Here is a 26,085-nt window from a genome sequence, read left to right on the forward strand (position 1 = left end):
GTGACAGGGGAGGGCGGCAACCGGGATGCAGACATTGTTGTGATTAAGTCCTGTGAATACAAGCCCATGGCGTTAGAATGCCCTTTTGCCCAGGCGGAGCCTCCGCCATTGCACAGGACGCGCATCATGGATCTGTTGGCAAGTCTGCACTTCTCCCTCTCCATCACTGGCCCCATCTGTCTGGTGCTGGTACTCGGCATCTGGCTCAAGCGACTGGGTCTCTTGCCCGACAGCTTCGTCGAGTCCGCCTCCCGTCTGGTGTTCCAGGTCACCCTGCCAGCCCTCTTGTTTCTCAGCATGGTGCGCACCGATTTTTCCACCATGCCGAGCCCCTGGCTCATCCTCTACGGCCTGCTCGGCACCCTGGCCGGTTTTCTGGTGCTGGAGCTGCTGGCGGCCCGCTTCATCAGCGAGCAGAAACTGCGGGGCATCTTCGTGCAGGGCAGCTTTCGCGGCAACATGGGGATCATGGGGCTGGCCTATGTGCAGAACGCCTATGGCCCCGAGGGCATAGGTGCCGCCGCCCTGCTGGTGGGCTCCATCACAGTGCTCTACAACATCCTCGCGGTGATCACCCTGACCCGCAGCCTGGGGGGCGGAAAAGGGATCAAGCCCATCCTCAAGGGGATCGTCAGAAACCCCCTCATCATCGCCATACTGGCGGCCCTGCCGTTCGGACTGCTCGGCATAGAACTTCCCCAGCTGGTGATCACTACCGGCAACTACTTCGCCAGCATGACACTGCCGCTGGCGCTGCTCTGTACCGGCGCCAGCCTCAACCTCAAGGCCCTGCGCGGCGGCGCCATGCTGACCGGCTGGGCCACCGCCAACCGCCTGTTCTGCATTCCCGTGCTGCTGGTGCTGGGGGCCTGGGCGCTCGGCTTCAGTCCCCAGGCCCTCGGCATCCTCTTCCTCATCAGCTCCACCCCGACCGCCGCCGCCAGCTATGTGATGACCCGCGCCATGGGGGGCGACAGCGCCCTGGCGGCGAACATCATCGCCACCACTACCCTGGGGTCGCTCGTCACCACCAGCCTGGGAGCCGCCCTGATGAACTACCTGGGGTTGATGGGTTAGCCGCCCCCTGACGCCCCGCTGGCTGGCGCGAGAGCGGGGACTCCTGCATCGGCAGGTTATAATGGAAACCGGTTTCCGTTGTTGGGTTGAAACATGATAGATTGTGCTCAGTACCACCCAGTGAACGATGAGACGTCATATCATGCACCTGCCGACCGCACTACTGATGAAGAACCCCATCCAGGGGTACGACTGGGGCAGCCCCGATGCCCTGACACGGCTGTTCGGGATCCCGAATCCCGACAGCAAACCGCAAGCCGAGCTCTGGATGGGGGCCCATGCCAATGGCTGCTCCCTCGTCGAGGTGGGGGGATTGCCGGTTCGACTGTCCGAGCTTATTGCCGGCCGCCCCCTCGCCATGCTGGGGGAGTCCACAGCGACCCGGTTTGGTGCCCTGCCGTTCCTGTTCAAAGTGTTGTGTGCCGAGAAGGCGCTCTCTATCCAGGTGCACCCGAGCAAGGCACAGGCCGAAGCGGGCTTCGCTCGTGAGGAGGGTGCTGGTATTGCTGTCGACGCGCCCCATCGCAACTATCGAGATGACAACCACAAACCCGAGCTGGTGTTTGCACTCACCCCCTATCAGGCGATGAACGGCTTTCGTGAGTTTGGCGCCATCCTGGCGCTGTTTGAGCGAGTGGCGGCGGCAAGTCTGGTCCCGCTGGTGGAGGCATTCCACGCCAATCCGGACGAACAGGGCCTGGCACGCTTCTTTCGTGCCTTGTTGACCCTGAATAGTGAGCCCAAGGAGTCCGCCCTCGCCGCACTTCGTGCCTATGCCGAATGTCATCGGCACGACGAGACCTTTGCTCTGGTCCTCTCCCTGTTCGACCAGTACCCGGGGGATGTGGGTCTGTTTGCGCCCTTGCTGCTCAATGTGGTGACGCTGCAGCCAGGGCAGGCCATGTATCTGGATGCCTGCACCCCCCATGCCTATGTTCACGGGACCGGGCTCGAGATCATGGCCAACTCCGACAACGTGTTGCGTGCCGGTCTGACCGCCAAGCACCTGGACGTGGATGAGCTGCTCGCCTGCACCCGTTGTCAGCCCAAGCTTGCCGACGAACTCCTGCTATCACCTCGTCTGGCAGGGTCGACGCAACACTTCGATGTCCCAGTGCCTGACTTCACTTTCAGCGTCTACGTGGCCGGCACCCACGAGCTCACCACCTCGAGCGCTGAGATCCTGTTTGCCATCAACGGTACCCTCTCCCTGCACTGTGATGGCCAACCGGCATTGGTATTGGCGAGGGGACAATCCGCCTTCCTGCCAGCCTGTATAGGTCCTTATGAGGTACAGGCTCAGGGCAGCTTTGCTCGTGCCGGCAACCGCGGAAGCAGGCGTCTTTGGCGGCGCTGAGGGGGGGTAAATGCAAAGAGGGAGGCATGATGCCTCCCTCTCACTATGGGGTCTGTGCCAAGAACGGTGAGTTTGAGTCGTCCAGAGGGTCAGTGGGTCCTGCGCTCCGTCTCCTGGGCCAGCAGCATTCGTTCGTGGGCGATGAAGAAGGGGCGATAGAGCACATAGCTGTTGAGGATGCAAACCAGCACCATCAAGGCATTGGCCCAGCTGCCGTTGGCGGCCCAGGCGGCCCCCAGCGGCGAGGGCATGGACCAGGGCAGCATGGCAACAAAGCGGTCTAGGTAGCCCCACTCGGTCAGCAGCCAGGCCAGGGTGGCATTGATCATGGGAACCCCGATAAAGGGTAGGAAGAACAGAGGGTTCATGATGATGGGGAAGCCGAACAGTATGGGTTCGTTGATGTTGAACAAGGAGGGAATGAAGCCGAGCCGACCGACCGAGTGTAGGGTGCGACTACGGCTGCGCATCGCCATGAATACCAGGGGCAGGGTGGTGCCGATTCCGCCGATCAGCAGGTAGTAGTCCCAGAACCCCTGCAGGAAGATGTGGGGCAGGGGCTCGCCGGCCATCAGGGCACCTTGGTTGGCGCTCAGCCCAGCCATCCAGAATGGGGAGAGCAGACCGTTGACGATGAGGGCGCCGTGCACCCCCATGAACCAGAGCAGGTGTGCCACCAGCAGGGCGATGAGCAGGGCGGGCAGGGTATCGGCACCCGTCACCAAGGGTTGAAACAGGTGACTCATCAGCTCCGGCAGGGAGATGCCGAAGTGCTCCTGCAACCAGAGTCGCAACAAGCTGAGGGAGAGGGTAATGAACAGCAGAGGGATGATTAGCTGGAAACCCTGACGGGTCATCAGGGGGACCTCCTCGGGGAACTTGATGATCCAACCGGCCCGTTGAAACAGACGTATAACCTCTACCGTGTAGAAGGCCGCCAGCAGAGCGGTGAAGATACCAAGCCCCCCGAGATAACCGAAGACCCCTCCCTGCACTGAGCGAACATCGATGAGCAGCAAGAAGGCTACACAGCCGCAAAGTCCAGAGAGGCGTTCCGGCATCTGATAGGCCTTGGCCAGGCTGGCGGCGGCTCCGAAAGCGATGATGAGGGAGACCAGCCCTGCGGTGTGACTATAGACGGGATAGAGCCAGGGCATAAGTTGCTGGGATAGGCTCCGCATGGCGATGGCCAACGGGTGCATATTACCGCTGGCGATCGGGGGGTATAGGATGGGAACCAAAAGACTACCCACTATGATGAAGGGCATGGCGAGCTGAAACCCATCCCGCAGAGCCATCACATGGCGGCTACGGGTCAGCCAGTTGGCAACCGGTATCATTCTCTGTTCTACGATGCTGGCCAGCATCCCCATCACTTGCATGTTCATTACGGCACAGTGCCTCGCGTCGCCAGTTGTTATGGTATGTCCCCATTTTGCTCCCTTTTGGACTCAACGTCCGTATTAGCCCGCCGAGTTTCCTTATTTTTCTATCTGGCTCACAAAAAAGCCTAGACCTCCACCTAATGATGGATGTGGATCACAAATAAAACGATCCAAAATGGAAACCGGTTTCCAAACTTTCTCTCGAACGGCACAATCCACTCATACAAACCCCCAAGGAGATTAATTGATGAAAAAGATCATGTTGTGCTGCTCCTCCGGCATGTCCACCAGCCTGCTGGTCAAGAAGATGAAGGAAGAGGCCGAGAAGCGCGGCTTGCCCGCAGAGATCAATGCCTTCGGTGCCAGCGAGTTCGACAACCAGATGCCTCACTACCAGGTGGTGCTGCTGGGGCCCCAGGTCAAGTACATGCAGGCCGAATTGGCCGGACGCGCCGCGCCGCACGGTGTCCCAGTCGCCGTCATCGACATGATCGACTACGGCATGCAACGGGGTGACAAGGTGCTGGATCACGCCCTGTCGCTGATTGGTTGACTTCGATTATCACAACAAGGAAGAGTCCATGAACACGCTTTACGACCGCTTCGTCTCGGTGATCGAGCAGAAGATAAGCCCGCTGGCTGGCCGCCTCGGGCAGCAGAAGTACATCCAGGCCATTCGTGACGGTTTCATCGCCGCACTGCCCTTCATGATCGTCGGCAGCTTCATGCTGGTGTTCATTTTCCCTCCCTTCTCGCCCCAGACCCAGTGGGGGTTTGCCCGGGCCTGGCTCGACTTCGCCAGCACCTACCAGGCCCAGTTGCTGTTGCCGTTCCAACTCAGCATGGGGTTGATGACCCTGTTTATCTCGGTGGGAATAGGCGCGAGCCTGGCGCGGCAGAACGGTCTGGATCCCGTCACTACCGGCCTGCTCTGCCTGATGTCCTTCATGCTGGTTGCCGCCCCGGTCAAGGAGGGTGCCATCTCCATGCAGTATTTCTCCGGTCAGGGGATCTTCACGGCCCTGATCACCGCCATCTATGCGGCTGAGGTCTATGCCTTCCTCAAGCGCAACAACATCACCATCAAGCTGCCGCCCCAGGTGCCGACGGGGGTCGCCCGCTCCTTCGAGGTGCTGATCCCGGTGCTGGTGATCATCCTGACCCTGCACCCGCTCAACCTGATCCTGGAGAGCACCACCGGCATGATACTGCCGGAGGCCATCATGTCTCTGGTCAAGCCGCTGGTGGCGGCCTCCGATTCCCTGCCGGCCATGTTGCTGGCGGTGCTGGTGTGTCAGATCCTCTGGTTCGCCGGGATCCACGGCGCCCTGATCGTCACCGGCATCATGAACCCGTTCTGGATGGCCAATCTGGCCAACAACCAGGCTGCCATGGCTGCCGGTGAGGCGCTGCCCCACATCTTCCTGCAGGGCTTCTGGGACCACTACCTGCTGATCGGTGGCGTCGGATCGACCCTGCCCCTGGCCTTCCTGCTACTGCGCAGCAAGGCGGCCCACCTGAGATCCATCGGCAAGATGGGCGTGGTACCCGGCCTGTTCAACATCAACGAGCCCATCCTGTTCGGGGCGCCCATCGTGATGAACCCCGTATTCTTCCTGCCCTTCATCCTGGTGCCCATGATCAACGCCACCCTGGCCTGGTTCGCCCTGGACTTCGGTCTGGTCGAGAGAGTGGTCTCCCTTACCCCCTGGACCACGCCGGCGCCGATTGGTGCCTCCTGGGCCGCCAACTGGGCCATCAGCCCGGCCCTGATGTGCATCCTGTGCATGTGCAGTGCCGCCGTCATGTATTACCCCTTCCTGAAAGCCTATGAGCGCGGTCTGCTCAAGCAGGAAGAGGAGACGGAGGCGGCAGAGAAGGCCTTCACCGGTGACGTCACCATGGCCACCCGTGCTACCCGTTAATCTCATCGCCAACCGGCCGCCATCGTGGCGGCCACACAGGAGAATCACCATGCAGTACCGTTTCCCCGACACCTTCTGGTGGGGCAGTGCCTCATCCGCTCCCCAGGCCGAGGGCGCCAGCCTGCAAGGGGGCAAGGCCCCGACCATCTGGGATCACTGGTTTGCCATCGAACCGCACCGCTTCCACCAGCAGGTGGGACCGGCGGATACCTCCACCTTCTATCAGCATTTTCGCGATGACATCGCCCTGATGCAGGAGATCGGCCACAACAGTTTCCGCACCTCCATCTCCTGGGCCCGCCTGTTGCCGGAAGGGCAGGGAGAACCCAACCCGGAGGCTGTCGCCTTCTACGACGCCATGCTCGACGAGCTGCTGGCTCGCGGCATCACCCCCTTCATCAACCTGTTCCACTTCGACATGCCCATGAGCATGCAGGAGAAGGGGGGCTGGGAGAGCCGAGAGGTGGTCGACGCCTTCGCCGCCTTCGCCGCCACCTGCTTTAAGTTGTTCGGGGGCAAGGTCAAGCACTGGTTTACCTTCAACGAGCCGATCGTGCCGGTGGAGGGGGGCTACCTCTACGACTTCCACTACCCGAACGTGGTGGACTTTCGCCGGGCCGCCACCGTGGCCTATCACACCATGCTGGCCCACGCCAAGGCGGTGCAGGCCTATCGCGCCCAGGGCCAGGACGGCCAGATCGGTATCATCCTCAACCTGACTCCCTCCTATCCGCGCTCGCAACACCCGGCGGATCTGAAGGCGGCCAACATCGCCGATCTCTTCTTCAACCGCAGCTTCCTGGATCCGGCGGTCAAGGGCGAATTTCCGGCAGAGCTGGTGGCGCTGCTGCGTGAATACGATCAGCTGCCGGCCTGCGAGCCGGGCGATCGCGCGCTGCTGGCCGCCGGCAAGGTGGACCTGCTCGGGGTCAACTACTACCAGCCGCGCCGGGTCAAGGCACGCAGCCACGCGGTCAACCCCGCCTCGCCCTTCATGCCGGAGTGGTTCTTCGACTACTACGAGATGCCGGGCCGCAAGATGAACCCGCACCGTGGCTGGGAGATCTACGAGAAAGGCATCTACGACATCCTGATCAACCTGCGCGATCACTACGGCAACATTCCCTGTTTCATCTCGGAAAACGGCATGGGGGTCGAGGGGGAGGAGAAGTTCCTCGGCGAGCAGGGCCAGATCCAGGACGACTACCGCATCGCCTTCATCCGCGATCACCTGAGCTGGGTGCACAAGGGAATTGGCGAAGGGTGCCAGTGTCTCGGCTATCACCTCTGGACTTTTGTTGACAACTGGTCGTGGAGCAACGCCTACAAGAACCGTTATGGCTTCGTGCGTCTCGATCTGGCCAGCGGCGAGCGCCGCATCAAGAAGAGTGGCGAGTGGTTCGCCGACGTATCTCGCAATGGCGGCTTCTGAGCCGGCATCACCCGCAACACCAAGGAGTACAAGATGTTTGATCTCGAAGAAACCGTCATGGGCATCATCATCAATGCCGGCCAGTCCCGCAGCCTCTGTTACGAGGCGCTGCGTTGCGCCAAGCAGGGCCAGTTCGCCGAGGCAGACGATCTGCTGAGGCAGGCCACCGAGGCGGCCAACGCCGCCCACGCGGTGCAGACCAGGCTGATCGAGGCGGATCAGGGAGAGGGCAAGATCCCGGTCACCCTGGTGCTGGTCCACGCCCAGGATCACCTGATGACCTCCATGCTGGCCAAGGAGCTGGTGGTCGAACTCATCGAACTCTATCGCCGTCAGGCGGCCTGACCGAAAGGAGCAGTGGCATGTTACGACTGGGACTGGATATCGGCGGCACCAAGATGGAGGGGCTGCTGCTCGATGGGGCGGGCAACGAGTTGTGCCGACGCCGCATCGCAACCCCGCAGCAGGGCTATGAGGTCTTCATAGAGGTGGTGACCGGCTTTATCCGCGGCTTTGCCGAGGAGGCCGGTGCCCCCTTCAGCGTCGGCATCGGCTTGCCGGGGGCGGTGCGTTCCGACAACGGTTGCATCAAGAACGCCAACTGCCTGTTCCTTAACGGTCATCCGCTCAAGGCCGATCTGGAGGCCGCCCTCGGCCAGCCTGTCTGGCTGGCCAACGATGCCGACTGTTTCACCCTCTCCGAGGCGGTCGATGGGGCGGGCAGCTGCGCCACAGTGGTGTTCGGGGTCATCCTCGGCACAGGCTGTGGTGGCGGCATAGTGGCGCACCAGCGCCTGCTGGTCGGCCCCAACGCCATCAGCGGCGAGTGGGGGCACAATCCGCTGCCGGGTTACGATCCGGCCCGTGACGGTCCGGCTCAGCCCTGCTACTGCGGGCGCAGCAACTGCATAGAGCGGTTCGTGTCGGGCACCGGGTTTGCCGGCCGTTTCGTCGAGCGCCATGGCCGCAGCCTGTCGCCCAAAGGGATCCTGACGGCGGCCGCCGAGGGGGATGGCGAGGCCCAGGCCCACTATGACCACTTCCTCCATGCCCTGGGGCGAAGCCTGGCGAGTGTCATCAACCTGCTGGATCCGGACGTCATCGTCTTCGGTGGCGGCCTCTCCAACATAGCGCGCCTCTATGAGGATCTGCCGGCGGCCATCACTCCCTGGCTGTTCACCGACAGCTGCCTGACGAGGCTGTTGCCGGCACGGCACGGGGACAGCAGCGGCGTGCGCGGCGCGGCCTGGTTGCCTAACCCCTGATCTGACTCTCTCACCACAGTACCCATACACGGAGCCGGCGGCACCGTGGGGCAGCCCCTTGCCTGCGGCGGCCCTCTCCACCGCTGCCGGCCCTTTTTTTACCACGATAGGACGTTACAAAAAGGAAGAGCAAAGATGGAAAATATGCACAAAGTCATGCCCCTTTCCCTGTTGACCCTGGCCATGCTCAGCACCCCGGCGTTGGCAGACAAGTATGACTTCGCCATGCACGGCTATGTCCGTTCCGGCATCCTGGCCAACCAGGATGGCAACCGGGTGGATTCCGTCGGCCTGATGCCGGACGGCAAATGGCGTCTGGGCAACGAAGACAACACCAAGCTCGAGCTGATCCCCCAGGTGACCCTCACCTCGGATTCCGGGCCTGTGGCCAAGGTCCAGGCCAACCTGACCCACGAGACCGACTGCACGGCCGACTGGAACTGCGTCGATGACGACGGTCATGACATTCAGGTGCGCGAGGCCTTCGCCCAGATGACCAATCTCGACTTCGCGCCGGACGTGGTGTTCTGGGCAGGCAAGCGCTACAGCAGTTCCAACACCTCCAGCCACCAGTTTGACTGGGAGTACATCCAGTACAACGGCACTGGCGGCGGGGCCGACAACATCGACATCGGCTTCGCCAAGTTTGACGTCGGCGTCTATGCCTTCACCCCGAGTGACGAGGCCAAGGCCTATCCCCACGACAAGGATGAGCAAGGGTATCCGGACGATTACTCCCTCAACCTCTGGCTCAAGAAGATTGGCGGCGGTCCCATCGATCTGCAGCTGGTTGCTCACCACATGAACCAGAACGAGAACAACGCCTGGAAGGAGAGCGCGGAGCAGGGTTATGGCGTCACCGGTATCTACAACTTTGACGGTTTCTATGGCTTGATCGGCGGTTACTCCCGCTTCGTGGCCCAGCTCGGCAAGGGGCTGGCGGCGGGTGACTCCCTCGGCAAGAACGGCTGGGGCTGGTCCAACCTAGACGACACCCAGTCCTGGCGCCTGGTGCTCGACGGCTTGGCCTCCCTCGGCAACGGCTGGGATGTTTCCACCTTCGCCTTCTACCAGAAAGACAAGAACTACCGCTGGTGGACAGGTGACAAGGAGGGCTGGGGCCGTTCCATGTGGGTAGCCGGCGTGCGCCCGCAGCAGCAGATCACCAAGAACTTCGCCATGCAGTATGAGGTTGGCTACGAGTACCTCGACGACGACAACTTCAAGGGCGTGTCGGGCAGCAAGGGCAAGGGGGGCATGACCAAGGCGACCATAGCGCCCACCCTGACGTTTGACTCCGGCTTCTGGAGCCGCCCGCAACTGCGCCTGTTCGCCACCTACGCCAAGTGGGATAAAGGCGTCGCCGATGCCATCGACGGCAACTACGACTGGGGCAGCGGCACCCTCTCCGCCGGCTCCTACTCCCGCAGCGGCAAGACGGATACCTGGAACTTCGGTGTCCAGGGCGAAGTGTGGTTCTAAGGAGAACAAGCATGAAACCTTCATTACTCAATACCCTGAGCTTCTGCGTATTGTCGGCCCTGGCCGGCAGTACCCTGGCCGCCCCCTCCCACTTTGAGCACTTCATCACCCGTGATGGCGCCGCACTGATGGATGGTAAGCAGGCGTTCCGCTTCGCCGGCATTCACGCCCCCGAGCTGCACCGCATCGAGGACGATGCCCGCGGCGTGTGCAAAGCCGACCCGCGCGGCTGGGGCCAGTACTTCAAGTGGCCGACCGCCGAGGAGCAGGCCAACTGGATCCGCGCCATGGTGCAGACCGGCGCCAAGGCCCAGCGGGTCTATGTCCTCTCGGTGGAGCAGGAGAACGATCAGGCCTGTGAACGTGAGACCCATATCCTGGCCCCTGCCACGGCAGACGGCATGCCTGTGCTCAACGAGAAGGCCATGGTGGTATATGACAACATGATCGCCGAGGCTGACAAGCAGGGCTTGCGCCTCATCCTGCCCTTCATCGATCACTGGTGGTGGTGGGGTGGTCGCGAGCAGCTGGCGGCCTTCTACAAGGAGACGGCCGACGACTTCTACAATACCTCGAGCAAGACCTACAAGGCCTATCAGGACATCATCCGCCAGGTGATCACCCGCAAGAACACCATCACCGGTCGTCACTATTATGACGAAAAGGCGATCATGGCCTGGGAGACCGGCAACGAGCTGGAGAGCACCAACGAGGCTTTCCTGACCCAGACCGCAGCCTGGGTCAAGCGGTTTGCCCCTCACCAACTGGTGATCGACGGCACCTACAAGAAGATCAACGACTTCTCTCTCAAGGATCCGAACGTCGACATCATCAGCAACCACTACTACACCAACGCCGGCAACAATCACCCGGATCAGGTGAAGAAGGACCTGAGTGCCATCGCCGGCAAGAAGGTCTATCTGGTGGGTGAATTCGGCCTGCTCGACCACAAGGAGCTGAACAACATCATGCAGTCCATCGTCCACACCGAGGTGGACGGTGCCAAGGCGGTGGGGGGCTTCATCTGGGGTTTCCGTGGCCATCGCCACGACGGCGGCTTCTACTGGCACAAGGAGTACACCGGTCACTACAGCTACCACCTGCCCGGCTTCCCGGCCGAGGGCAAGGACAATCAGGAGATGGAGGTGGTCGATCTGGTGCGCCAGGCCTCGGCCCAGATGGCGGGCCTTAAGCAGGCCCCGGCCCTGCCGGTACCGGATGCCCCGCTGCTGCGCAATACCGATTCGCCGTTTGCCATCAACTGGATGGGGGCGCCGGTGGGACGTGCCTATGACATCGAGCGCGCCACCTCCGCCGAGGGACCCTGGACCCAGGTTGGCAAGGATGTCTCGGATGGCATCAACGAGTGGGATCCGAGCAAGATGAGCCTGTTTAGCGATGACTACAGCTCGCTCAAGCTGGGCCAGACCTACTACTACAGGGTCAGTGCCAAGAACGAGTCTGGGGTGTCCCGGCCCTCCAACGTCATCGCGGTCAAGCACACCCAGAAAAACCTGCCACCCGTAGTCGAGGCGGGCAAGGAGCTGGCCACCACGGTGGATCAGGGCGTCTTGCTGAGCGCCAGCTGGCGTGACGACAATCTGCCCACACCGCAGGTCAAGGTGGGCTGGCGCAGCACCGGGTCCCTCGAGGCCAGGTTCTGCCACAGCGATCAGACCTCGACCCGCGCCTGGTTCCCTCAGGCCGGCGAGTATGAGCTGACCTTCAGCGCCGATGACGGTCTCGCGCAGAGCGCCAAGTCCATCAGGGTGAAGGTGGCAGAGGCCAAGGGTGAGCTGCCGGCCAGCTACTGTGCGTTCAGCTCCGCCGAACTCGGTGCCAGGGACGGCAAGCTGAACGTGGTCAAGAGCGCCGAGAACCAGCTGGAAGTGGCGGCCGACGGCTTCGCCGGTCCGTTTGCCAGCGAAGGTGACAAGATCAGCTGGAACGTCGAGGCCCCCTGGGCCGGTGCCTTCAAGCTGCACCTGCACTTCAACGGGAAGTGGGGTGGCAAGAAGAACAGTGTGGTCATCAACGGCAGCGACATCCACCCGATCGAGTTCCCGCAGACCGACGAGGCCGGCCAGGTACAGGTCATCCCGGTGCAGCTCAAGCAGGGCAAGAACGAGATCAGCTTCGGCAAATTTGCCGGTGACTGGGGTTATATGTTCGTGAAATCCGTCAAGGTCGTGGCGGAATAACAGTTCGGGCCGCATCTAATGGTGCGGCCCGTATTCACTCGTGTTTCATTCACATCGGAGTGCGAGTCGTCAGAGGCCTTTTTTGGAGAGTGTGAAATATAGCCTTGTGCGGATTATCCCGATACAGGGTGCCTCTTTCATATATTCAAAAATAGTGCGGCACGACCGTCTCCATGAAGGGGATAAAGATGAAGAAACATATTTTTCTCGGTGCTCTCTGGCTGGTTCTACCTGTATTGTCCCTATCTGCAATGGCGGTCGACTATCTGGTCGAACAGTCTGCCGGAGATGGTCAACTGAATGTGGTCACCAGCGCCAAGGACCAGCTGACCATGGGGGATGACGGTTTTCTCGGTCCCTTTGCCAGCGAGGGGGACAAGGTGACCTGGACGGTCGCGGTGCCCAAGGCCGGCGAGTACCAGCTTCGCCTCTTCTTCAACGCCAAGTGGGGCGGCAAGAAGAACACCCTAGTGGTCAACGGCGGCGAGCCGGTGCAGGTCGACTTCCCCCAGACCGGTGAGGCTGGTGAAGAGAAGGTGGTTCCGGTGACCCTGCAGGAGGGCAACAACAGCATCAGCTTCGGCAAGGCGCCCAATGACTGGGGTTATATGTTCGTGAAATGGATCAAGATCGCGACCAAATAATCGAACACTGGCTGCCTGTGCGTACCGGCAGCCATCTTATTTGCCCATCAGAAATAAATAATAAGAAGGGCCCTGATTATCTGCCGTCGATATTGATTGCTGCCGGCAGATAATAATCCGGTGGTGTATTTCCATCATGGCGTGATAATGAATCATGCAGTATCACTGTCCAGGTTATGGAATGACCGCTTATCCCTTGGATAAATAGAAGGATAGAAAAGTGAAGAGAAAGACGATCATTGCCGTCATGCTGCTCGGTTGTAGCTCTGTACCCGTGCTGCTGAGTGCCCCGGCCATGGCAGCGACTTACCCGACCTGTACCTCTGCGGCCAGCGATCCGGATGGCGACGGTTGGGGTTGGGAGAACGGCCAGAGCTGCCAGGTGGCGGCTGGCTCTGGCGGTGGCTCGACCACCTATCCGACCTGCACCTCGGCGGCCAGCGATCCGGATGGAGACGGCTGGGGCTGGGAGAATGGCCAGAGCTGCCAGGTGGTTGGCACCACTCCGACGCCAAGTAGTGGCGACATGTATGTGAAGGATGGCCAGCTTTACTCCGCCACCGGCCAGCGCTTTGTTGCTCGCGGCATCAACCTGCAGTACGGCGACAACCCTGGGGTGGCGTTCGCTGCCATCACACCGATCGCCAATACCGGAGCCAATATAGTGCGGCTGCAACTGCGCAAGCACACCACGGCTCAGGAGCTGCGCAGTGCGCTCGACGCCATAGTCGCGCGCAACATGGTCGCCATGCCCATGTACTGGGAGAGTGATGTGACCTGTCAGAGCAACCCGCAGCCGCTGCAGGCCGCCGTCAGCTCGCTCTGGCTCGGCAGTTGGAAGGCCGTAATGCAGGATGCCAAATACAGGGGCAAGATCCTGCTCAACATCGCCAACGAGTGGGGTGAGGACACCAACAGCTACGCCGACTTCGTGTCGACCTACAAAGTGCTCATCAAGCAGTTGCGCGACGGTGGCTACACCATGCCGCTGGTGATCGACGCGGCCCACTGCGGCCAGTATGTGCAGAGCTTCCTCGGTGGTCGCGGTGGTGAGCTGCTGAGTGCCGATGCCCAGCGGAACCTGATCTTCTCCCAGCATGCTTACCACTGGTTGTGGGATAGCAGTGCCGAGATCGATGCCGCCATCGCCCAGATGAAGGGGCAGAATCTGGCCTTCCTGTTTGGCGAGTTCGGCGACAAGCGTTTCCAGGCACCCAACAACGTCGATCATTACCATCTGCTGAGCAAGTCCCAGAGCGAGTCGGTGGGCTGGATCGCCTGGTCCTGGAAGGGGAATGGGGCGGGGGAAGAAGAGGTGCTCGACATGTCTTTCGACTATGGGAGTATCAATCTTTCGCCAAGAGGCAATGACATCGTCTTTGGCGAGGATGGCATTCGCCAGACTGCGTCCCCACTGCAGTAAAACCTGGCTCACAGGGCGGGATCCTGGAGGTTCCCGCCTCGTTGGGGGCATGTTAGGATGAAACCTGTTGTAAACCGGTTACCGGAAATGAACCCATGGCCAATATTACCGATGTGTCGCGCCTCGCGAATGTGTCTAAAGCCACCGTTTCCCGCGTCCTGAGCGGCTCGCGCGGTGTGCGTGAAGAGAGCCGGTTGGCCGTGTTGCAAGCCGCCGAGCAGCTGAATTTCCGACCCAATGCCACGGCTCGCTCCCTGGCGACCCAGGCGACGGATTGTGTGGGCATCATACTTCCCTCCCAGCTTGGCAATCGTCTGGCCAGCATGCTGCCGCTGCTGGAAGGCGCGCTGATCAAGACGGGCAAGAGCATGCTGGTGCGTTTTGCCGACGAGACGCAACAGCAGCAGCAAGCGGTCGATGAGTTGCTGGGAGGGCGTTGTGATGGCGTCTTGGTCCTCGGCACCAAACAGCCTCTGAACCCGGACCCACGCCTCATTCAGCTGGATGGGGTGAGCGACACCGGCAACCTCAATCTCAGCTATGACCTGACCTTTGCCACGGAGAGCGCCTGTCGTTTCCTGCTCGGCAAGGGCCATCGCCAGCTGGTGCTGATGCTGGATGACAAGGTCTCGCCTGCGGGAAAGAGCGCCATTCAGGGCTACCAGCAGGCACTGCAGCAGCAATCCCTCCCCTATAACAGCCAGTTGGTGATCGACGGTACCGACAACCAGCAGGCGCTGCTCGGCTTGCTCAATCGCTACCTGCCCTTCACCGCGCTGGTGGTGCAGCAAGATGCCCAGGCTGCCGACGCCATGCGGCTGCTGCGCGAGTTCAACCTCCATATTCCTCAGGATGTCTCCGTCATCAGCCTGGAAGGCTCCGCCCTGGCGAGCCAGTTGACCCCACCGCTGACCTGCATCGAATACCCGAGTGAGCGGCTGGCCCAGGAGAGCGTGCGGGTGTTGCAAGCACAGCTGGCGCAGAGTCTGCGACCTGCCGATGAGCAGCAGAAATTCCAGGGACGCCTGGTGGTGCGTGAATCCGTGGTAGTCCGCTAGGGCTTGACCTTGCTGCGGGCGTCAGCTTTAGGCTGGGGACATATCCACAGAGGAGATATCCCATGACCATAGAACTCACCGTCTCCGGCATGTCCTGCGGTGGCTGCGCCGCCAGCCTGCAGAAGGCGCTGCTGGCCCAAAGTGCCGTCAGCCAGGCTCGGGTCGATTTTGACAGCCGCAAGGCCGTCATCGAGAGCGAGCTGAGCAGGGACGAGTTGATCGCGCTGATCGAAGCCAGGGGATTCAGCGCGGAGTGATTTATCCCTATATGGGTAAAAATCAGACCAATATTCTGTTTACTTGTTTTTATTGTTGAGAGTGATCACTTAAAAACGATCTAAGTTGGATGAAAATGCTGCTGTCAACTAACCCAAAAGGATTGCAGCATGACTCACCCTATCCGCAAGACCCTGCTCGCCGTCGTCCTCGGCATGACCCTCTCCCCCCTGGCCATGGCCCTGCCGCAGGTTCATATTCTGGCGACCGGTGGCACCATAGCCGGGGCGGGGCAGTCCGCCACCCAGTCCAACTATGAAGCGGGCAAGGTGGCCATCGAGACCCTGATCGCCGCCGTGCCCGAGATGAAGAACGTGGCCGACGTGCAGGGGGAGCAGGTAGTCAAGATTGGCTCCCAGGACATGAACGACGAGGTGTGGCTCAAGCTGGCCAAGCGGGTCAACGAGCTGCTGGCCAAGAATGACGTGGACGGCATCGTCATCACCCATGGCACCGACACCATGGAAGAGACCGCCTACTTCCTCAACCTCACCGTCAAGAGCGACAAGCCGGTGGTGCTGGTGGGTGCCATGCGCCCCTCCACCGCCATGAGTGCCGATGGCCCGCTGAATCTGTATAACGCCGTGGTTACCGCCTCCGACCCCAGCTCCAAGGGCCGTGGCGTCATGGTCGCCATGAACGATACCGTGCTGGATGCCCGCGACGTCACCAAGACCAACACCACAGGGGTGCAGACCTTTGCCGCCCCGAACTTCGGCCCGCTCGGCTACATCCACAACGGCAAGATCGACTACCAGCGCAGCCCGGCCCGCCTGCACACCAGCAAGACCCCGTTTGACGTGAGCAAGCTCGACAAGCTGCCGCAAGTGGGCATCGTCTACAACTATGCCAACGCCACCGATCTGCCGGCCAAGGCCATGGTGGATGCCAAGTTCGATGGCATCGTCAGCGCCGGGGTGGGCAACGGCAACCTCTACCACAGCCTGTTCGATACCCTGGCCAAGGCGAGCAAGGATGGCATCCGGGTGGTGCGCTCCGCCCGCGTGCCGACCGGCGCTACTACCCTGGATGCCGAGATCGATGACGCCAAGTACGGCTTCGTGGCCGCCGGCACCTTGAACCCCCAGAAGGCGCGTATCCTCTTGATGCTCTCCCTGACCCAGAGCAAGGATCCGGCCCAGATCCAGCGCTGGTTCCAGCAGTTCTGAGTCCGGGGTTCAACCCGCGAACCTAAATCCATGAAGAAAGGGCAGGATCCGATCCTGCCCTTGTTTGTGGCGTCATCTTCACATAGATCGCGCCGTCAGCTCACCATCAGCCAGCCGCAGAAACCCAGATACACCAGCCCCACGCAGGCCAGCCTGCCCGCCGTCATCCGCCCACCGCTGAAGCCCCACCACAGCAGTACCACCGCCAGCAAGGTCACCAGGGAGGAGACCAGCATGGTGCTGTCGAGCAACCAGGGGGTGAACAGCAGGCAGAATGCCTTGGGTATGGTGCCCTGGATCATCATGGCGCCGGAGATGTTGGCCAGCGCCAGCCGGTTCTTGCCCTGACGTACCCAGATCAGTACGTTCATCAGCTCGGGCATCTCGGTCGCTACCGGGCTCAGCAGCAGGGCAGCCAGCACGGGAGATAGGCCGAACAGCTCACCCATGCTCTCCAGCTGATGGACGAACAGCTGCGCCGCCAGCGCGACCACCACCAGGGCTCCCAGGGTCTGCAGCAGCACCTTGCGAAGGGCCGGGATGACGGCCTTGGGATCCAGCTTGAGGGGCTCTGGCAACTCGACCTCGTGGCTGTCGGTCTGTTTCAGCTCGCGCCGCACATAGAGGAGGTACGCCAGCACGAACAGCGGGGCCAGCCAGGTCTTGCCGGTGAAGGCCACCATGCCGAGGGCCACCGCTACCAGGAAGATGCCGACAAACCAGGCCTGATCCCGCCCTATCTCGCGCTGTACCTCGTCATTGATGACCCTGTGCTCAGGGCCCATGCACAGCAGCAGGGTCAGGCCGACGGCGGCATAGCCTATGGTGGAGAGCACCAGGGGGCCGCCGAGGGCGGCCCCTATCCCTATCTGCTGCTGGGCGGGAGCATCCCCCATCAGCAGGGCGCTCAGGGTGACTATGCATTCGGGCAAGGCAGTGCCGAGGGCCGCCAGCAGGGAGCCGGTGGCACTCTGGGAGAACTTGAGGTGATGGCCGGTCCATTCGATACCGTTGACGAAATAGTCGCAGGCCAGGTAGATGGTGGCGGCAGAGAGCAGAAATAACAGCAGGGTGATCAGCATAATGGGCAACCGCCAGGCGAGCAGAACAACCGATGGACCCGATACGGCTCGCCCGGCTGGCTTGCGTATCGAGGCCAAAGGTCTTGCAGGACGATAGATGCTATCGCCGCCCATGCCATGGATCGGCAGATCCAAGAATGTTGACATGAGCCCGGCCCGGATCATGGGCGGGTTGCTACTCCCCAATGACAGTGCGGGGTTTTTACCAAGAGACGGGTCACCCCACAAGGAAAATGGCGGCTCATCCCCCCGGCAACTTGTAAGGGGATGTAACCTGGCCAGCGACCAAACCCACCAGTCTGCTCGCCAGGATCCGGATCCCGCCCACAGGCTCCTCGCCTTGGCACAGGGATTGCTATGAGTTGACTACTGTCCACATTGACTTGGGAAGGGTGAACGATGAAACGGTGGATCCAACATTTTTATCAGCTGAATCGCCTCAACTGGCTGATGGTCTGGCTGCTGCTCTGCTGCAGCATCATATTGCTGTTCCCGGCCGGGCTGATGAAAGGTGCCGTCAGTCAGTGGGCCACGGCTCACGCCGCCTGGCTGGGGGTCGGCATGCTGATCGCCATCTCCTACTTCTGCAGCCAGGGTTTCCTGATCGCCTGGGAATGGGCCTGTGACGAGTGGCAGTCCCGCCGCCAGCAGGATCAACTGGCCCAGATGATTGGCTTCCTCGACTTCAACGAGAAGGCGGTGCTGCGGGAGTTCGTGCTGCAACGGAAAAGCGTCATAAACCTGCCGATCACCGAACCCGCCGTCAAAAACCTGATGGATGCCGGGGTGCTGACCTATGCCTATGGGAAGCCGGTGCGAGAGAAGGAGGACGAAAACCAGATCCGCGCCCTGATGATTGCGCTGCCGGCACGGCCGCTGCTGACCTACAAGGTGCTGGGGCTATCGCGCGGCAAGATGAGCGACGAGCAGGTGGAGCAGATCATGAATGCCAGACCCAAGTTCGCCCAGAAGAGCTTCCAGCGCTGAACCGCCACCATCCTTCAAACGAAAGAGCCGGACACTGTCCGGCTCTTTGCTATCTGGTTGGGGCTACTCGGTTCTTGCCTTGAGATAACCGGCGTAGTCGGGCACCTGGACGCTGAATGCCTGCTGCATGTGCGGGCTGTCCATGATGAAGTCCGCCGTCGCTTCATTGGTGGCGACCGGGATGTTCCAGACCGCCGCGAGGCGCAGCAGTGCCTTCACGTCCGGATCGTGCGCCGCGGGATTGAGGGGATCCCAGAAGAAGATCATCACGTCGATCTTCCCTTCGGCGATGAGGGCGCCGAGCTGCTGATCGCCCCCCATGGGTCCGGAGAAGAGGCAGGTGATGGGCAGTTGCGCCTTCTTGCCGAGCAGGGTGCCCGTGGTGCCGGTCGCATAGAGGTGGTGGAGCTTGAGCTCCTCCTTGCGGCGCAGCACCCAGTTCAGCAATGGGGTCTTCATGTTGTCGTGAGCCACCAGGGCTACCCGCTTGTGGGGCGCCATCTCACGTGCAATCAGTTCCATGGAAATCATCCGTAGCAAAGTGATGGGAATAGGGCCGTATCCTAATCGAAAGCGGCGTGTGCTGCTCTGCCCTGCATCGTAACTGTGATCTCTGCAATGGTTCAATCCGGCTTGGGGCAGAGCCTTGTGTGCCGAGCCCGGCGGTGCGCCCCGTGCCGTAAAGGAGGGTGGCTGACTTGGGGAAACCACCCGGTTGGCCACCTGCCTGGCAGACAGTAATGCCCGTATGTTTCAGATTCATGCTTGGGCTTGACGCTGGCGGCCCAGAAAAAAACCCGCCTTGGCGGGTTGGGGGCAGATCTTGATGACATCCGCACTCAGGATGATGCGGTATGAAGCTGGGATTGCTGATAATTTTCCAGGCCGATGCGAGCGATGAGGTCCAGCTGGGTTTCCAGCCAGTCAACGTGCTCCTCCTCGTCTTCCAGGATCTCCTGGAACAGGTCACGGCTGACGTAATCATGGACGGACTCGGCATAGGTGATGGCCACTTTCAGGTCGGGGATGGCATCCATTTCCAGTGACAGATCGCAGCGCAACATCTCTTCGACTGTCTCACCAATGCGCAGCTTGCCCAGATCCTGCAAGTTGGGTAGTCCTTCCAGAAACAGCACTCGCTTGACCAGCTCGTCGGCATGCTTCATCTCATCGATGGACTCATGATATTCCTTGTGCCCGAGCCCCTTGAGGCCCCAGTCATCGTAGATGCGGGCGTGCAGGAAATATTGGTTGATGGCAACCAGCTCATTGGCCAGCACCTTGTTGAGGTGGGCAATGATTTTGGGATCTCCTTTCATCGACATTACTCCTCGTGTTCGAGCCTAGGGCACCGATCACTAGAGCGTAGTCGAGAAAAATGACCATAAGAAGATGGCGAATCGGCTCCCCTGCAAGGGAGAGCATCCGCTCGATGAAGTGAAGGGGTCGGGAAGAGGCACTTCAGGCCACTTCGTAATAAAGGGGCGCCTGCTCCGACTCCAGCTTGTCGATCTCGGTGGCGATGATCTCCATCGCCATGCGCACGCACTTGCCACATTGGGCACCGACTTCCAGCGACTGTTTCAGCTGTCTGAACTCGGTCTTGCCTGCCTGTACCGCCTTGCGGATCTGGTTATCTGTGATGCCGCGGCACAAACACACGTACATATTAATGGACCTCATGCTGGAATGAGATGAAATCTAAATGAGAATGGTTCGTAATGCAAAGAACGAATGGTAATAAGATCCCCTGCTTGCCAGTGATTCCCCCCTTGAGGAGAATGCAACCATCAGAGAGGAGACCAAGATGCTCAAGAAACTATTCAGTGCCCTGTTCAAGGGGCAAGCTGCCCAGATAGTCGATGTCACGCCCACCGAATACGCCGGCTATCTCATCTATCCCGAACCCATGGCGGAAGGGGGGCAGTACAGGCTGGCCGGTCGCATCACCAGGGAGATCGACGGGCAATTACAGACTCATCGCTTCATCCGCTCCGATCTGTTCGCCAACCCAGCCGACGCAGAGCGCTTCATGGTGCAAAAAGCCCATACCTTCATCGATCAGATGGGGGAGCGCATGTTTGAGCCGCGGGTGAAGCCTGGCGACAGTTCAGCCTCATGATCCCTGCCGAGGTGGATCTGTTGCGCCAGGCTCTCGCTCACGCCGGTGAGCGTCGCCTGATCTGGCTGGAAGGGATCGAAGCCGATTGCATCACCCGCGCCGAACCCTTGCTGGGGGAGGCTGTCTTCTGGCTGGGGGATGGCCCCGAACGCCATAAGCCACTGCCTGCCGCCAAGGCGCTACAACGGCTCGGTCAGGAGTGCGATACCCTGGTGTTCAACGCCTTCAGCGGCTTTCATCCCGATGCCTTCGGCGCCCTGGCGGGCACGCTGCGCGCCGGGGGGCTGCTGCTGTTGCTGACGCCTCCCAGAGAGGTGTGGCCAGCCTACCCGGATCCGGACAGGTTGCGACTGGTCGCCCAGCCTGAGGATGCCAAGCTGGCGGGTCATGGTTTTATTGCTCGCCTGGTGCGGCTGCTGACAGGGGATCCCGCCCTCTCCTTGAGTCCTCCCGTCGGCGGCGAGCCCTGGCGTCCTCTTGACGCAAGTCGGCCACTCAGTACCGATCAAGCCCGTGCGCTGCCGGCCATTCACAAGGTGTTGCATGGTCATCGCCGTCGTCCGCTGGTGCTGAGCGCGGATCGTGGCCGCGGCAAGAGTGCACTGCTGGGGCTGGCCAGCGCCGATCTGCTGCGCCAGGATCCCGGCCTGCAGATAGTGGTGACGGCACCCGCCCAGGCGACCGTCGCCACGCTCTTTGCCCATGCCTCGGCGGCGCTGGCAGACACCCCTGAGCGGCTGGCGGGCCTGACCTATGTGTCGCCAGACCGAGTCGCTCAAGGGGATGTGCAAACGGATCTGCTGCTGGTGGATGAGGCCGCCGCCATTCCGACCCCGCTGCTGGAGGCCATCCTCGCCCATCACAGCCGCATAGTGTTCGCTACCACCGAGCACGGCTATGAGGGGACGGGGCGTGGCTTTCATCTGCGTTTCAAGCGGGTGCTCGATAGGCAGACCCCGGATTGGCAGGAGCTGCATCTGGCGGAACCCATCCGCTGGAGCCGGCATGATCCGCTGGAGCCGCTGATCTTCCGGCTGCTCGGCCTCAATGCCGACACAGTGGCACCTCAACCCCCGAAGACACCGAGCTGGCGACGGCTGGCGCAGGAGGCGCTGGCCGGGGATGAGGCGCTGCTCAATCGGGTGTTCGGCCTGCTCGTCCTGGCCCATTATCAGACCAGCCCCAGCGATCTGCGGTATTTGCTGGAGAGCCCGGATCTCGATGTCCACCTGCTGGAGCAGGAGAGGGAGCTGCTCGGTGTTGCCCTGGTGGCCCGGGAAGGGAACATAGCGCCTGCGCTGGCTCATGACATCTGGGCTGGGCGAAGACGCCCCCGTGGTCATCTGCTGCCCCAGTCGCTGCTGGCACACGCCGGCTTCATCACGGCTGGGGAGCGCACCTATGCCAGGGTGATGCGCATCGCCATTCATCCCGCCCTGCATCGCCTGGGACTGGGTTCTTTGCTGCTGGCGCAGCTGGAAACACACTACCGCGCGCAGGGATACGACTATCTGGGGTCAGCCTTTTCTGCGAGTCCCGATCTGCTGCCATTCTGGCTCAAGGGGGGCTTGACGGTATTGCGCATCGGCTTGCAGCGGGATGCGGCCAGCGGCAGCCATGCGGCCTTGTTGCTCAAACCGCTGAAAGTGGAGCTCGATCCGGAATTGGCTCAATGGCGACGGCGCTTCGTGAGCCAGTTGCCCACCCTGTTGGCAGGAGAGCTCAAGGGGCTGGAGCCTGAACTGGTCTGGCTATGTCTGAGAGGCGACGTGGCCGCAGAGGTGCCCGAACTGGATGAGTTCGAGTATCAGGAGCTCGACTGCTTTGCCCATCATCACAAGCCGTTCGAGCTATGCCAAGCCAGCCTGCAACGCTGGCTGGCCAGTCGGTTGACTGTGCTGGATGAACTGCTTCCCGACGAGCGTCGGCTGCTGATCGCCCCCATCTGGCAGTATGTGCCCTGGGCCGAGCTGGCAAAGACGTTGGGGGTTGCCGGCAAGCCTGCAGTGATCAAGCGGCTGCGCAGCCTGCTGGCCCGGCTGTTGGACAAACAGGCACCCATGACCTGACGACGGACGACAGGGCCGCGGCGGTGCGAGATGACATCAGCGGTTGCCATATAAGAACAAGGGGCCAGTGTGGCCCCTTCTCTTTTGTCGAGCGGCCCTGGCCGCTCGCTACCGGATATGTCCTGTGATTGCGCCGTTCAGGGCTATGTCATGGGGCAATGGTTGCCACCAGCCCCCTCCTCGTTTACTCCGGATAGGATGCCAACTGCTCTGATGAGTCCCTCGTCGGCCGGCACCACTTTGGTTTTTTCAGAATATGGACTAATACTTGAGTGTGACTGAACGTTTAATAAATGCATTATTTTCAGATGGTTAGCCTTTAAGCTGTCAATGCTTGCCATCTTTTCTAACGTGCACAGGGAGTGCAATGTGGGAAAAAATGCAATCAACCATGGCGCATGGATGGTGTGGCTCGCCAGCAACAGTGTTTCCGCCAACGACATCACATTCAACATGACACGCGGGGCGACCGCCATCAGCCAGCAGGTGTATGACCTGCATATGACGATCTTCTATATCTGCTGTGCCATTGGCCTTATCGTCTTCGGGGCCATGCTCTGGTCCATCGTCCACCACAGAAAGTCTCGCGGCGCCAAGGCCGCCCAATTCCACGAGAGCACCCGCATCGAGCTGTTATGGACGGCCATCCCGGTGCTGATCCTGATCGCGATGGCGGCACCGGCGACCTCGACTCTGCTGAAGATGGAGGATACCTCCAAAGCCGATCTCACCGTGCTCATCACGGGCTCGCAATGGAAATGGCATTACAAATATCTCGAGCATCCGGTGGAGTTTTACTCCTTGCTGGCGACCAGCAAGAAGCAGATCTCGGGTGACGAACCCAAGAGCGGCACCTATTTGCTGGAAGTGGATCAGCCTCTGGTGTTGCCCGTCGGCAAGAAGATCCGATTCCTGATGACCTCGGACGATGTAATTCATTCCTGGTGGGTGCCCGCCTTCGCGGTGAAGAAAGATGCCAATCCTGGTTACATCAACGAATCCTGGACCCGCATCGACAAGGCCGGCACCTACCGGGGGCAGTGTGCCGAGCTGTGCGGTAAAGACCACGGCTTCATGCCCATAGTGGTGGTGGCCAAGCCGGCCGGGGAGTTCGATGGCTGGATCGCAAAGACAGCGGCAGATCAGGCGGCAGCCAAGGCCCAGCAGCAAGACCTGGCCAGTCAGACCATGACGCTGCCGCAGGCCATGGAGCTGGGTGAGAAGGTGTTCCTGGGACATTGCGCCGCCTGCCATCAGCCCGCGGGTACGGGTTTGCCCGGTATCTTCCCGGCCCTCAAGGGCAGCAAGGTGGCGACGCTGCCAGAACACAGGGCCCAGCACCTGGACATAGTCCTGCATGGCAAGAGCGGGACTGCTATGCAGCCCTTCGGCAAGCAGCTGACGGCGCAGGAGCTCGCCGCCGTCGTGACATACGAGCGCAATGCCTGGGACAACAAGACCGGTGATGTCATTCAGGCTGCAGAGGTGCAGTCCCTTCTGAACCCAGTCGAACCAAACAAGGACAAGTGAGGCGCCAGCATGAGTGATGGAATCACGGATACCCTGCACAGCGAGCACGCCCACCAACCTGCATCGGGCCTGAAACGCTGGCTATACACCACGAATCACAAAGATATCGGCACTCTCTATCTGCTGTTCGCCCTGACCATGTTCTTCACCGGTGGCGCCATGGCCATGGTCATTCGGGCCGAGCTGTTCCAGCCCGGTCTGCAACTGGTCGAGCCCCTGTTCTTCAACCAGATGACCACGGTACATGGCCTCATCATGGTCTTTGGCGCCGTGATGCCCGCCTTCACCGGTCTCGCCAACTGGCTGATCCCCATCATGATCGGTGCCCCGGACATGGCACTGCCCCGGATGAACAACTGGAGCTTCTGGATCCTGCCGTTTGCGTTTCTGATCCTGCTGTCGAGCCTGTTCATGGAGGGCGGTGGCCCCAGCTCGGGCTGGACCTTCTATGCCCCCCTGTCCACCAAATACAGCGGCAACAGTACGGCGCTGTTCGTCTTCGCCATCCACATCATGGGTATCTCCTCCATCATGGGAGCCATCAACGTCATCGTCACCATCTTCAACCTGCGGGCGCCGGGCATGGGCTGGATGAAGATGCCGCTGTTTGTCTGGACCTGGCTTATCACGGCCTTCCTGCTCATCGCCGTCATGCCGGTCCTGGCGGCGGCGGTGACCATGGTGCTGACGGACAAGTATTTCGGGACCAGCTTCTTCGATGCGGCCGGGGGCGGGGATCCTGTGCTGTTCCAGCACATCTTCTGGTTCTTTGGCCACCCTGAGGTGTACATCATGATACTGCCGGCCTTTGGCATCGTCTCCAGCATCATTCCCACCTTCTCTCGCAAGAAACTGTTTGGCTATCGCTCCATGGTTTATGCCACCAGCAGCATCGCCTTGCTCTCCTTCATGGTCTGGGCTCACCACATGTTTACCACTGGGTTGCCCGTGGTCGCCGAGCTGTTCTTCATGTACGCCACCATGCTGATCGCGGTGCCGACCGGGGTGAAGGTATTCAACTGGGTTGCCACCATGTGGCGGGGCTCCCTGACGTTCGAGACCCCCATGCTGTTCGCCATCGCCTTCATCACCCTGTTCACCATAGGTGGCTTCTCGGGGTTGATGCTGGCGATGATCCCGGCCGATTTCCAATATCACGATACCTATTTTGTCGTGGCCCATTTCCATTATGTGCTGGTCACCGGCGCCGTCTTCTCGATCCTGGCAGCCGCCTATTACTGGCTGCCCAAATGGACGGGGCACATGTATGACGAGCGACTCGGCCAATGGCATTTCTGGTGCTCGCTCATTTCGGTCAATGTGCTCTTCTTCCCCATGCATTTCGTCGGTCTGGCGGGCATGCCCCGTCGCATTCCGGATTACGCGCTGCAGTTTGCCGACTTCAACATGCTGATCAGTCTCGGCGGCTTCGCCTTCGGGTTGTCGCAGTTGCTGTTCGTCTGGGGGGTGATCAAGTGCATCAGGGGGGGGCAGCAGGCGAGCAATCAGGTGTGGGAAGGGGCAGAGGGGCTGGAGTGGACGCTCTCATCCCCCCCTCCCTACCACAGCTTCAAGACCCCGCCAGAGGTGCGGTAAGGAGG

24 protein-coding genes and 1 riboswitch are annotated in these 26,085 nt (G+C 61.0%); of the genes, 19 read left to right on the forward strand and 5 right to left on the reverse strand.

Going from position 1 to position 26,085, the window contains the following annotated elements:
- Window positions 1-126 precede the first annotated feature (126 nt).
- Together AC1IN8_RS12640 and manA are read left to right on the forward strand one after the other, a co-directional pair.
- Window positions 127-1,077, forward strand: coding sequence for an AEC family transporter (locus tag AC1IN8_RS12640; protein WP_139433889.1), 951 nt, complete (start codon window positions 127-129; stop codon window positions 1,075-1,077).
- Window positions 1,078-1,219: 142 nt separating this feature from the next.
- The gene (manA, locus tag AC1IN8_RS12645; protein WP_479758972.1) at window positions 1,220-2,434 is read left to right on the forward strand and encodes a mannose-6-phosphate isomerase, class I; all 1,215 of its coding nucleotides are present in this window, start codon (window positions 1,220-1,222) and stop codon (window positions 2,432-2,434) included.
- Window positions 2,435-2,523: 89 nt separating this feature from the next.
- On the opposite strand, the gene AC1IN8_RS12650 is transcribed toward manA, so the two are convergent.
- Window positions 2,524-3,822, reverse strand: coding sequence for a PTS sugar transporter subunit IIC (locus AC1IN8_RS12650; RefSeq protein WP_479758973.1), 1,299 nt, complete (start codon window positions 3,820-3,822; stop codon window positions 2,524-2,526).
- Window positions 3,823-4,066: 244 nt separating this feature from the next.
- Here AC1IN8_RS12650 and AC1IN8_RS12655 point away from each other — a divergent pair, with 244 nt between their 5' ends.
- The 12 genes from AC1IN8_RS12655 (at window position 4,067) to ansB (ending at window position 16,694) form a co-directional block, all read left to right on the forward strand.
- Window positions 4,067-4,372 (forward strand): PTS sugar transporter subunit IIB, encoded by a 306-nt coding sequence (locus AC1IN8_RS12655; protein ID WP_263684577.1) that lies wholly within the window; start codon window positions 4,067-4,069, stop codon window positions 4,370-4,372.
- Window positions 4,373-4,400: 28 nt separating this feature from the next.
- Window positions 4,401-5,744 (forward strand): PTS sugar transporter subunit IIC, encoded by a 1,344-nt coding sequence (locus tag AC1IN8_RS12660; protein WP_479758974.1) that lies wholly within the window; start codon window positions 4,401-4,403, stop codon window positions 5,742-5,744.
- Between the two features lie 49 nt (window positions 5,745-5,793).
- Window positions 5,794-7,176 (forward strand): glycoside hydrolase family 1 protein, encoded by a 1,383-nt coding sequence (locus AC1IN8_RS12665; RefSeq protein ID WP_479758975.1) that lies wholly within the window; start codon window positions 5,794-5,796, stop codon window positions 7,174-7,176.
- A 33-nt stretch (window positions 7,177-7,209) separates the two neighbouring features.
- On the forward strand, window positions 7,210-7,521 hold the full coding sequence (gene chbA / locus AC1IN8_RS12670) for a PTS N,N'-diacetylchitobiose transporter subunit IIA (protein WP_202045742.1): 312 nt from the start codon (window positions 7,210-7,212) through the stop codon (window positions 7,519-7,521).
- A gap of 17 nt (window positions 7,522-7,538) precedes the next feature.
- Window positions 7,539-8,441, forward strand: coding sequence for an ROK family protein (locus tag AC1IN8_RS12675; protein WP_479758976.1), 903 nt, complete (start codon window positions 7,539-7,541; stop codon window positions 8,439-8,441).
- A 135-nt stretch (window positions 8,442-8,576) separates the two neighbouring features.
- Window positions 8,577-9,923 carry a carbohydrate porin gene (locus tag AC1IN8_RS12680; protein WP_479758977.1) on the forward strand — a complete coding sequence of 449 codons (1,347 nt, stop codon included), beginning with the start codon at window positions 8,577-8,579 and terminating at the stop codon, window positions 9,921-9,923.
- A gap of 11 nt (window positions 9,924-9,934) precedes the next feature.
- Entirely contained in the window at window positions 9,935-12,124 is a 2,190-nt protein-coding gene (locus tag AC1IN8_RS12685) for a CBM35 domain-containing protein (RefSeq protein ID WP_479758978.1), read from the forward strand.
- 188 nt (window positions 12,125-12,312) lie between these two features.
- A complete protein-coding gene (locus AC1IN8_RS12690; protein ID WP_479758979.1) occupies window positions 12,313-12,768 on the forward strand; it encodes a CBM35 domain-containing protein in 456 nt (151 codons plus the stop codon).
- Window positions 12,769-12,988: 220 nt separating this feature from the next.
- Window positions 12,989-14,191 (forward strand): carbohydrate-binding domain-containing protein, encoded by a 1,203-nt coding sequence (locus AC1IN8_RS12695; protein ID WP_479758980.1) that lies wholly within the window; start codon window positions 12,989-12,991, stop codon window positions 14,189-14,191.
- Window positions 14,192-14,286: 95 nt separating this feature from the next.
- Window positions 14,287-15,249 carry a LacI family DNA-binding transcriptional regulator gene (locus AC1IN8_RS12700; RefSeq protein ID WP_479758981.1) on the forward strand — a complete coding sequence of 321 codons (963 nt, stop codon included), beginning with the start codon at window positions 14,287-14,289 and terminating at the stop codon, window positions 15,247-15,249.
- A gap of 62 nt (window positions 15,250-15,311) precedes the next feature.
- Entirely contained in the window at window positions 15,312-15,506 is a 195-nt protein-coding gene (locus AC1IN8_RS12705) for a heavy-metal-associated domain-containing protein (protein ID WP_265436507.1), read from the forward strand.
- A gap of 129 nt (window positions 15,507-15,635) precedes the next feature.
- Window positions 15,636-16,694: an L-asparaginase 2 gene (gene ansB / locus AC1IN8_RS12710; RefSeq protein ID WP_479758983.1), complete on the forward strand. Its 1,059-nt coding sequence runs from the start codon at window positions 15,636-15,638 to the stop codon at window positions 16,692-16,694.
- A gap of 95 nt (window positions 16,695-16,789) precedes the next feature.
- On the opposite strand, the gene AC1IN8_RS12715 is transcribed toward ansB, so the two are convergent.
- Window positions 16,790-17,776 (reverse strand): sodium:calcium antiporter, encoded by a 987-nt coding sequence (locus AC1IN8_RS12715; RefSeq protein WP_479758985.1) that lies wholly within the window; start codon window positions 17,774-17,776, stop codon window positions 16,790-16,792.
- A gap of 88 nt (window positions 17,777-17,864) precedes the next feature.
- Window positions 17,865-17,972, reverse strand: a riboswitch (yybP-ykoY riboswitch).
- Window positions 17,973-18,175: 203 nt separating this feature from the next.
- On the opposite strand from AC1IN8_RS12715, the gene AC1IN8_RS12720 reads away from it, so the two are divergent.
- Complete coding sequence (locus AC1IN8_RS12720) at window positions 18,176-18,763, forward strand: superinfection exclusion B family protein (RefSeq protein WP_025328396.1); 588 nt, start codon at window positions 18,176-18,178, stop codon at window positions 18,761-18,763.
- Window positions 18,764-18,826: 63 nt separating this feature from the next.
- Here AC1IN8_RS12720 and AC1IN8_RS12725 read toward each other — a convergent pair whose 3' ends face one another.
- The 3 genes from AC1IN8_RS12725 to AC1IN8_RS12735 all read right to left on the reverse strand — a co-directional run bounded on the left by AC1IN8_RS12725 (window position 18,827) and on the right by AC1IN8_RS12735 (window position 20,431).
- Window positions 18,827-19,285 carry a methylglyoxal synthase gene (locus tag AC1IN8_RS12725; protein ID WP_162519091.1) on the reverse strand — a complete coding sequence of 153 codons (459 nt, stop codon included), beginning with the start codon at window positions 19,283-19,285 and terminating at the stop codon, window positions 18,827-18,829.
- Window positions 19,286-19,602: 317 nt separating this feature from the next.
- Window positions 19,603-20,082, reverse strand: a complete 480-nt coding sequence (bfr, locus tag AC1IN8_RS12730) for a bacterioferritin (RefSeq protein WP_139433902.1) — start codon at window positions 20,080-20,082, stop codon at window positions 19,603-19,605.
- Between the two features lie 142 nt (window positions 20,083-20,224).
- Window positions 20,225-20,431 (reverse strand): bacterioferritin-associated ferredoxin, encoded by a 207-nt coding sequence (locus AC1IN8_RS12735; RefSeq protein WP_139433903.1) that lies wholly within the window; start codon window positions 20,429-20,431, stop codon window positions 20,225-20,227.
- 139 nt (window positions 20,432-20,570) lie between these two features.
- Between AC1IN8_RS12735 and AC1IN8_RS12740 the strand changes: the two genes are divergently transcribed.
- The 4 genes from AC1IN8_RS12740 to ctaD all read left to right on the forward strand — a co-directional run bounded on the left by AC1IN8_RS12740 (window position 20,571) and on the right by ctaD (window position 26,080).
- Window positions 20,571-20,885 (forward strand): HlyU family transcriptional regulator, encoded by a 315-nt coding sequence (locus AC1IN8_RS12740; protein WP_139433904.1) that lies wholly within the window; start codon window positions 20,571-20,573, stop codon window positions 20,883-20,885.
- The gene (locus tag AC1IN8_RS12745; protein WP_479758988.1) at window positions 20,882-22,954 is read left to right on the forward strand and encodes a tRNA(Met) cytidine acetyltransferase TmcA; all 2,073 of its coding nucleotides are present in this window, start codon (window positions 20,882-20,884) and stop codon (window positions 22,952-22,954) included. The genes AC1IN8_RS12740 and AC1IN8_RS12745 overlap by 4 nt, the downstream gene beginning before the upstream one ends.
- A gap of 369 nt (window positions 22,955-23,323) precedes the next feature.
- Complete coding sequence (coxB, locus tag AC1IN8_RS12750) at window positions 23,324-24,484, forward strand: cytochrome c oxidase subunit II (protein WP_479758990.1); 1,161 nt, start codon at window positions 23,324-23,326, stop codon at window positions 24,482-24,484.
- A gap of 9 nt (window positions 24,485-24,493) precedes the next feature.
- On the forward strand, window positions 24,494-26,080 hold the full coding sequence (gene ctaD / locus AC1IN8_RS12755; RefSeq protein WP_139433907.1) for a cytochrome c oxidase subunit I: 1,587 nt from the start codon (window positions 24,494-24,496) through the stop codon (window positions 26,078-26,080).
- Window positions 26,081-26,085 lie beyond the last annotated feature (5 nt).

This window comes from Aeromonas sp. 130281, from assembly GCF_056642115.1.

Excerpts from the sequence above, each read along its gene's own strand:
- AC1IN8_RS12640 (WP_139433889.1), top strand. The coding sequence starts at position 127 with ATGGATCTGTTGGCAAGTCTGCACTTCTCCCTCTCCATCACTGGCCCC.
- manA (WP_479758972.1), top strand. The coding sequence starts at position 1,220 with ATGCACCTGCCGACCGCACTACTGATGAAGAACCCCATCCAGGGGTAC.
- AC1IN8_RS12650 (WP_479758973.1), bottom strand. The coding sequence starts at position 3,822 with ATGAACATGCAAGTGATGGGGATGCTGGCCAGCATCGTAGAACAGAGA.
- AC1IN8_RS12655 (WP_263684577.1), top strand. The coding sequence starts at position 4,067 with ATGAAAAAGATCATGTTGTGCTGCTCCTCCGGCATGTCCACCAGCCTG.
- AC1IN8_RS12660 (WP_479758974.1), top strand. The coding sequence starts at position 4,401 with ATGAACACGCTTTACGACCGCTTCGTCTCGGTGATCGAGCAGAAGATA.
- AC1IN8_RS12665 (WP_479758975.1), top strand. The coding sequence starts at position 5,794 with ATGCAGTACCGTTTCCCCGACACCTTCTGGTGGGGCAGTGCCTCATCC.
- chbA (WP_202045742.1), top strand. The coding sequence starts at position 7,210 with ATGTTTGATCTCGAAGAAACCGTCATGGGCATCATCATCAATGCCGGC.
- AC1IN8_RS12675 (WP_479758976.1), top strand. The coding sequence starts at position 7,539 with ATGTTACGACTGGGACTGGATATCGGCGGCACCAAGATGGAGGGGCTG.
- AC1IN8_RS12680 (WP_479758977.1), top strand. The coding sequence starts at position 8,577 with ATGGAAAATATGCACAAAGTCATGCCCCTTTCCCTGTTGACCCTGGCC.
- AC1IN8_RS12685 (WP_479758978.1), top strand. The coding sequence starts at position 9,935 with ATGAAACCTTCATTACTCAATACCCTGAGCTTCTGCGTATTGTCGGCC.
- AC1IN8_RS12690 (WP_479758979.1), top strand. The coding sequence starts at position 12,313 with ATGAAGAAACATATTTTTCTCGGTGCTCTCTGGCTGGTTCTACCTGTA.
- AC1IN8_RS12700 (WP_479758981.1), top strand. The coding sequence starts at position 14,287 with ATGGCCAATATTACCGATGTGTCGCGCCTCGCGAATGTGTCTAAAGCC.
- AC1IN8_RS12705 (WP_265436507.1), top strand. The coding sequence starts at position 15,312 with ATGACCATAGAACTCACCGTCTCCGGCATGTCCTGCGGTGGCTGCGCC.
- ansB (WP_479758983.1), top strand. The coding sequence starts at position 15,636 with ATGACTCACCCTATCCGCAAGACCCTGCTCGCCGTCGTCCTCGGCATG.
- AC1IN8_RS12715 (WP_479758985.1), bottom strand. The coding sequence starts at position 17,776 with ATGCTGATCACCCTGCTGTTATTTCTGCTCTCTGCCGCCACCATCTAC.
- AC1IN8_RS12720 (WP_025328396.1), top strand. The coding sequence starts at position 18,176 with ATGAAACGGTGGATCCAACATTTTTATCAGCTGAATCGCCTCAACTGG.
- AC1IN8_RS12725 (WP_162519091.1), bottom strand. The coding sequence starts at position 19,285 with ATGGAACTGATTGCACGTGAGATGGCGCCCCACAAGCGGGTAGCCCTG.
- bfr (WP_139433902.1), bottom strand. The coding sequence starts at position 20,082 with ATGAAAGGAGATCCCAAAATCATTGCCCACCTCAACAAGGTGCTGGCC.
- AC1IN8_RS12735 (WP_139433903.1), bottom strand. The coding sequence starts at position 20,431 with ATGTACGTGTGTTTGTGCCGCGGCATCACAGATAACCAGATCCGCAAG.
- AC1IN8_RS12740 (WP_139433904.1), top strand. The coding sequence starts at position 20,571 with ATGCTCAAGAAACTATTCAGTGCCCTGTTCAAGGGGCAAGCTGCCCAG.
- AC1IN8_RS12745 (WP_479758988.1), top strand. The coding sequence starts at position 20,882 with ATGATCCCTGCCGAGGTGGATCTGTTGCGCCAGGCTCTCGCTCACGCC.
- ctaD (WP_139433907.1), top strand. The coding sequence starts at position 24,494 with ATGAGTGATGGAATCACGGATACCCTGCACAGCGAGCACGCCCACCAA.